1 tRNA gene is annotated in these 400 nt (G+C 45.8%); it reads left to right on the top strand.

The features are described 5' to 3' along the window. Nucleotides 1-176: 176 nt before the first annotated feature. A tRNA-Glu gene (locus D6C13_RS25425) sits at nt 177-252 on the top strand. The last annotated feature ends 148 nt before the right edge of the window (nt 253-400 follow it).

Raw genomic sequence — 400 nt, 5'->3', positions numbered from 1 at the left:
CCGTAGGGGAACCTGCGGTTGGATCACCTCCTTACCTAAAGATACGCATTGTGCAGTGTCCACACAGATTGTCTGATGAAATTAATGAGCAAGAGCACCTGTTGATGCAGTAAGGGTAACCTTACGCTGACGCGAAAAGTGCCAAACCACTGTGTGGTCTGGTACGGATTTTTCGTGTCCCCATCGTCTAGAGGCCTAGGACACTGCCCTTTCACGGCTGTAACAGGGGTTCGAATCCCCTTGGGGACGCCACTCCGATAATGTGTGAAAGACATTATCAACGAATATCTTAAAGATGACTTTAACGAGTCGTGTTTAAGATATTGCTCTTTAACAATCTGGAACAAGCTGAAAATTGAAAGTTTACAGCTGAACATCACTCTCCGTAGAAGTACTGAGT

Origin of the sequence: Rahnella woolbedingensis (genome assembly GCF_003602095.1) — a bacterium.
Taxonomy (GTDB): domain Bacteria; phylum Pseudomonadota; class Gammaproteobacteria; order Enterobacterales; family Enterobacteriaceae; genus Rahnella; species Rahnella woolbedingensis.
The sequence above is the reverse complement of the archived record's forward strand: the minus strand, read 5'-3'. Positions and strand labels throughout refer to the sequence as shown.